Raw genomic sequence first — 4,967 nt, 5'->3', positions numbered from 1 at the left:
AGGCAAGAACTTACAAAGACTTAATAGAAGGGATTGAATTAGCTATGTTAGAAGTTACTCAAAAAGATATTCGCAATTGGTTTACTCACTGTTGCTACTGTACCTCATGAGTCAGAGAATTGCTATAAGCAAAGGTCAGGGCATCCAGAGACTAAATATTTACATCAATCCATCAGAGAAATAAAAGCCTGTGGTACCTTAGATGTGCAAGTAAAACGCAATCCTAATCACGAGGCTAGACTAGCTAAACTAACAGTTAGATTTGCCAGTTTTGAAATACAAGTACCTAGCCATCACTGCAAGGCGACCCCTCGTCAACCTGTGAAATTACAGGTAATTTTAGCTGAAGAAGAAAATCCGCGTCCCGGAGTTAATCCTATCAGTTGGCTCCTCTTAACTAGCCTAGACATTAGTAGCTTTGAATCAGCGATAACCTGTGTGCGCTGGTATAGTTATCGCTGGTTGATAGAACGCTATCATTTTGTTTTAAAAAGTGGTTGTGGACTAGAAAAACTGCAATTAGAAACGGGTCGGAGAATTGAGATGGCTTTAGCTACCTATTCAATTGTAGCCTGGAGATTACTCTGGTTAACCTATCAAGCACGATTACACGGAGAGGAGAGTTGTGAAAGTTTTTTGGAAGAACATGAATGGCAATCTTTGTGTGCCACTATTCATAAAAAGAGTCCGCCACCTGAAAAGCCGCCCTCCTTTAGGGAAGCGGTCAGAATGATTGCTTCTCTTGGGGGTTTTTTAGGTAGAAAAGGCGACCCTTCGGCTTCTCTCAGGGTTAACGGTGAACCAGGTGTTAAAACTATTTGGTTGGGACTGCGAAGGTTACATGATATCAGCCAGACTTGGAAACTATCTCATCAAATTGGTCCCCCCATAGAACCCCCTTGAGCCATCTTGCACACTTTTCTCTTTTTGTCAAATTTTATGTTAAGAAAGATGTGACTAATGGATAGCCTTATCAACGGGGGCAGGCGGGATCAGAGGCAAAATCTATCTTCAATTTAATTATAACTACTTACTTATGCGGCTCTTCTAGGTTCTGTGTGATAAGTTTAACTCACAATATGATCGATCAATCTTTGTGTCCTTTGTGTCTTTGTGGTTCGTTCCACCCCCTCGCTAGGAGGAATGTATCTTAGAATACATTTTACCCACCAAACCTGGGAGAGCCCTTATGCCTACAATAATCATCCAAAAGACCCAAAAACGTCTTTTAATCTATAGAGAAAAACTCACCGATGACCTAGAAATAGAATTAGTCAAAATACCATCGGGAACTTTTACAATGGGTTTTTCAGAACAAGAAAGTAGTAATAGACCTCTTGCATAAATCCGAAAACAAACGATAGAAACAATAATGGGAGGGACTTTCAGTTAATTATTTATTAGTAGTTGATAATCTTCAAAAATGTTGCTGTACAAGGATCGACTTAAGACTTTTGCAAGAGGTCTAATGAAAGTGAAAAGCTGCAACACAACGTCACTCTGAAAAACTTCTTGATGGGTATTTATCCCATTACCCAAGCTCAATGGTTATATATTGCCCAAAGAAAAGATTTAAAAGTAGAGCAAGATTTAAAACCAGAGCCATCGCAGTTTAAAGGCAGCACAAACCCCGTTGAAAGGGTAAGTTGGTTAGATGCTGTAGAATTTTGCCAAAGGCTCTCCAAATTAAGTAAAAGAAAATATAGGCTACCAACGGAAGCCGAGTGGGAGTACGCTTGTCCAGCGCAAACCAAACTCTTAAACCTCGACAAAGGAGAAACCTACCCCCCCTATCACTTTGGGGAAATTCTTACCCCAGATTTAGCCAACTATAATGACAATCTCCAAAAAACCACCCCTGTTGGGCAATTCTATGCCAACGACTTTGGTTTATATGATATGCACGGAAATGTCTGGGAGTGGTGTCAAGATGATTGGTGCGAAAATTATGAGGAGATAAAAAAGAGCAAAAAACAGCAAAATCAGGCATATAAAGCTCTGCGGGGTGGTTCTTGGTTCGGCAATCCGAATCGCTGCCGTTCCGCTTCCCGCTTCTACTTCAACCGCCGCGACGTCAGCAACCACGTCAAAGGTTTTCGGGTGGTGTGCGGTGCTGGGAGAACTTTGTAACCCTTTTTCTCTTTTTTCCCTTTTTACCCTTTTTCGATTTTTTTGAGCAAATGTACTATATTTGTGCTACAAGAGAATTGAGAGAATGATCTCTCTTTTGTCAACGTGGGTTGAAACCTTGATTTCTCCTAGCCTGAAACGACGTAAATTCGTTAAAATTTTCAAGACTGACAGAAGAGACCACAAACGAGGGATATCCCTCCGCACCACCTAAAAGGAGAATCTAATGTTCAAGATCGATACTTGCTGTACCCTCGTACCCTACTTTGAAGTACCAGAAGGAAAAATTGCTGCGTTCAAGGAACTAAGCCCCAAGTTTATGGAGAGAACCCGCACCGAAGAGGGCTGTATCCATTATGCTTTTTCCTTTAGCGGCAATATTCTTCATTGCCGCGAGGGTTACGTCGATGCTTCCGCAGTTCTTGCCCACCTGCAAAACGTCGGGGAACTGCTAGACGAACTTCTCAAAATCGCCAAGATTATTCGCCTAGAAGTTCACGCTCCCGCTTCCGAAATCGAAAAGCTGCGGGAGCCGTTGGCTTCTCTTAACCCTCAGTTCTTCATTCTCGACGAAGGTATTCGCCGCACCAGCGAAGCCTAACCCCAGACTGACAGAAAAGAGATACCCTACTTCCCATCTCGAAACCCACCGGGTTACTTCTTTCTTTGGTGAATTTGTCTTGCGCCCAACTATTAGAAAAATCGAGAGACAATTAAACTTTCAGTACATATCGACCGTGCGAAAAAGCGCAGGGGAACGGGAGAAAACTAGAGATAAATGATCCTAAATTTCCACGTTCCTCTATTTTATTACTAAAAGTAGAAACGATTGAAATCGTCAATTTCCACTTATTTTGGGACTGACATCACCCTTAGACTCCGAATATTCTGAAATTAGCAAGTAAACACGGCTTCCCAATTTCAGGAAAAAATTATGAATCTACGTTCTGTCAAGACTATCATATTAAGTAGTATAGCCCTGTTGGTGGCAACTTTGCCCAGCCTCGCTCAAATTCCAATAGAGCCGATCCGTCTGACTACTGCTACTCGCTTCAATTGTGGTCCCCACCTAGAAACATATATAGTTCGTTCGCTAGATAACCGACGGGGAACTGGGATTCGCTGTGTCAAATTCAGTAAAGGACAGCAAGGCTCAAGCATTCCCCGTCTGTCCTGGTACGGGGAAGGAACCTGGGAAGGGGCTACCTACCGCCATCTGGGACAGGCGATTGACCGAGGCAGAATGTTAGTCGGGTTCGCGTCCGACATTCACGGTAACGGGGAGGATGCTAACTTCAACTATCCGGGTAATATCGAGATCCGAACGGTCAGACCAGGAGTGATTCGGGTGACTGGGGCTTGGAATGAGGAGTGGCGTTCGGTTTCTTCTGTTAACTACAACCCCTTACCCCGTCCCAAAACCTGCGGTAAACAGAATGGTGGTCATTTCAATCAATATCAGGTAACTGATTTGACAGGTGGGCGCAGAGGCAAAGGTCTGCGCTGTATGCTGAAAGAAGGTCCGGCCAACACAACCTGGTTCGGTAATGGGGATTGGGATGGCAACACCTATTCCCACCTGGGGACTATCGGAAAGAACGGCTACGGGGCCGGAGATATCTGTCCACCTGAGCGAGTCCATGCCACTATTTTCGGAACAATCTGCAATAACTTCGACTACGGTTCCCTTACCTTCACCTCTACGCGCAGTGGTTTCAATGTCAATGGTGCTTGGAGCGAGAAGTGGTTATTGGTCAGGTAATTTGGCCGTGAATTTCAATAAAAAAAGGTCGGGGCAAACATTAGCTCACCCCGATCTTTTTTGTCGTAATTATTTGATTAGAACTTAACCATTGATAGCAGGGGCGGTCAGAGCTACGGGAGCTTGTTCACCACTAGCCAAGTCTAAGGGAAAATGGATTCTTTAAATCCTTTTATAACCCCTATTATTCGAGTTCTTGAGGTTCAATAACCAACTTAATTCCCTGAATAATTAATTTGATTTTTTCCCAAGAAAGTCTTCCGATAGACTCTGTTAAAAGACGTTTATCAACCGTGAAAACCTGTGAAACATTAACAACACTGGATTCAGGTAAATTCCCTTCACCCTCATTCAATAAAACATTACCAATAGCTTTTGCTCGTCTCAAATTGGTTGTTAATGGACACACAATAACCGTCCCAATTTGTGACTGATTCAGAGCATCATTTTGCACCACAACACAAGGACGAAGATAAGCAGGTTCAGAGCCTTGTGGTTCTCCTAAATCAATCCAATAAATCTCACCTTGAAAAATCGTCATATTTACTCAGATAATTGGCGTTGATGATGGCGTATTCCCTCTAACATCAAAGTTTCTGATTCGTCCAATCCATCACTATAAGCTTCATTCCAACTATCTATTAATGCCTGTTTAGTTGTTTTTTGATTATTCAATCCTAATTGTTGATGTAACTTCTCCAATAACCATTGTTTATCTTCAAGAGAACAGTCTCGTAACTTTTGTTCCAATTCAATTATTAGAGAAGACAACATAACATTGATTCCATTTAACATTGAGCTACATCATAATTCTAACAACAAAAAAGCACCCCCTCGCGGGAGTGCCTTTTCGTTCAGACTAGGAATTAACCATTGATAGCGGGAGCAATCAGAGCTACGGGAGCCTGTTCACCACTAGCTAAGTCTAAGGGGAAGTTATGAGCATTACGCTCGTGCATTACTTCCATACCGATACCAGCGCGGTTTAACACATCGGCCCAAGTACCGATTACACGACCTTGAGAATCGAGAATCGACTGGTTGAAGTTGAAACCATTGAGGTTAAACGCCATGG

The 4,967-nt window shown here is 42.7% G+C and carries 6 protein-coding genes and 4 pseudogenes; 6 read left to right on the top strand and 4 right to left on the bottom strand.

Annotation, left to right across the window (positions count from 1 at the left end; translation table 11 throughout):
• The 6 genes and pseudogenes from IQ234_RS19830 to IQ234_RS19805 all read left to right on the top strand — a co-directional run.
• A pseudogene (locus IQ234_RS19830) lies at positions 1-110 on the top strand (IS630 family transposase); the annotation flags it as partial.
• A 16-nt stretch (positions 111-126) separates the two neighbouring features.
• A pseudogene (locus IQ234_RS19825) lies at positions 127-903 on the top strand (IS4 family transposase); the annotation flags it as partial.
• 286 nt (positions 904-1,189) lie between these two features.
• Positions 1,190-1,345, top strand: coding sequence for a hypothetical protein (locus IQ234_RS19820; RefSeq protein WP_228008633.1), 156 nt, complete (start codon positions 1,190-1,192; stop codon positions 1,343-1,345).
• Between the two features lie 170 nt (positions 1,346-1,515).
• Entirely contained in the window at positions 1,516-2,130 is a 615-nt protein-coding gene (locus IQ234_RS19815) for a formylglycine-generating enzyme family protein (RefSeq protein WP_265578489.1), read from the top strand.
• Between the two features lie 226 nt (positions 2,131-2,356).
• Positions 2,357-2,731, top strand: coding sequence for a putative quinol monooxygenase (locus IQ234_RS19810; protein ID WP_193958335.1), 375 nt, complete (start codon positions 2,357-2,359; stop codon positions 2,729-2,731).
• A 333-nt stretch (positions 2,732-3,064) separates the two neighbouring features.
• Positions 3,065-3,892 carry a hypothetical protein gene (locus IQ234_RS19805; protein WP_193958334.1) on the top strand — a complete coding sequence of 276 codons (828 nt, stop codon included), beginning with the start codon at positions 3,065-3,067 and terminating at the stop codon, positions 3,890-3,892.
• A gap of 84 nt (positions 3,893-3,976) precedes the next feature.
• Here the strand turns inward: IQ234_RS19805 and IQ234_RS21420 are convergent.
• The 4 genes and pseudogenes from IQ234_RS21420 to IQ234_RS19790 form a co-directional block, all read right to left on the bottom strand.
• A pseudogene (locus tag IQ234_RS21420) lies at positions 3,977-4,048 on the bottom strand (photosystem Q(B) 2 domain protein); the annotation flags it as partial.
• A 28-nt stretch (positions 4,049-4,076) separates the two neighbouring features.
• The gene (locus IQ234_RS19800) at positions 4,077-4,433 is read right to left on the bottom strand and encodes a type II toxin-antitoxin system PemK/MazF family toxin (RefSeq protein ID WP_193958333.1); all 357 of its coding nucleotides are present in this window, start codon (positions 4,431-4,433) and stop codon (positions 4,077-4,079) included.
• A 2-nt stretch (positions 4,434-4,435) separates the two neighbouring features.
• A complete protein-coding gene (locus IQ234_RS19795) occupies positions 4,436-4,687 on the bottom strand; it encodes a hypothetical protein (RefSeq protein WP_193958332.1) in 252 nt (83 codons plus the stop codon).
• Positions 4,688-4,758: 71 nt separating this feature from the next.
• Positions 4,759-4,967: pseudogene (locus IQ234_RS19790) on the bottom strand (hypothetical protein); the annotation flags it as partial.

The organism is Microcystis aeruginosa LEGE 91341, assembly GCF_015206885.1.
GTDB classification, from domain to species: Bacteria; Cyanobacteriota; Cyanobacteriia; order Cyanobacteriales; family Microcystaceae; genus Microcystis; species Microcystis aeruginosa_H.
Note: the sequence above shows the minus strand (reverse complement) of the source record. Positions and strands in the feature narration are given on the sequence as shown.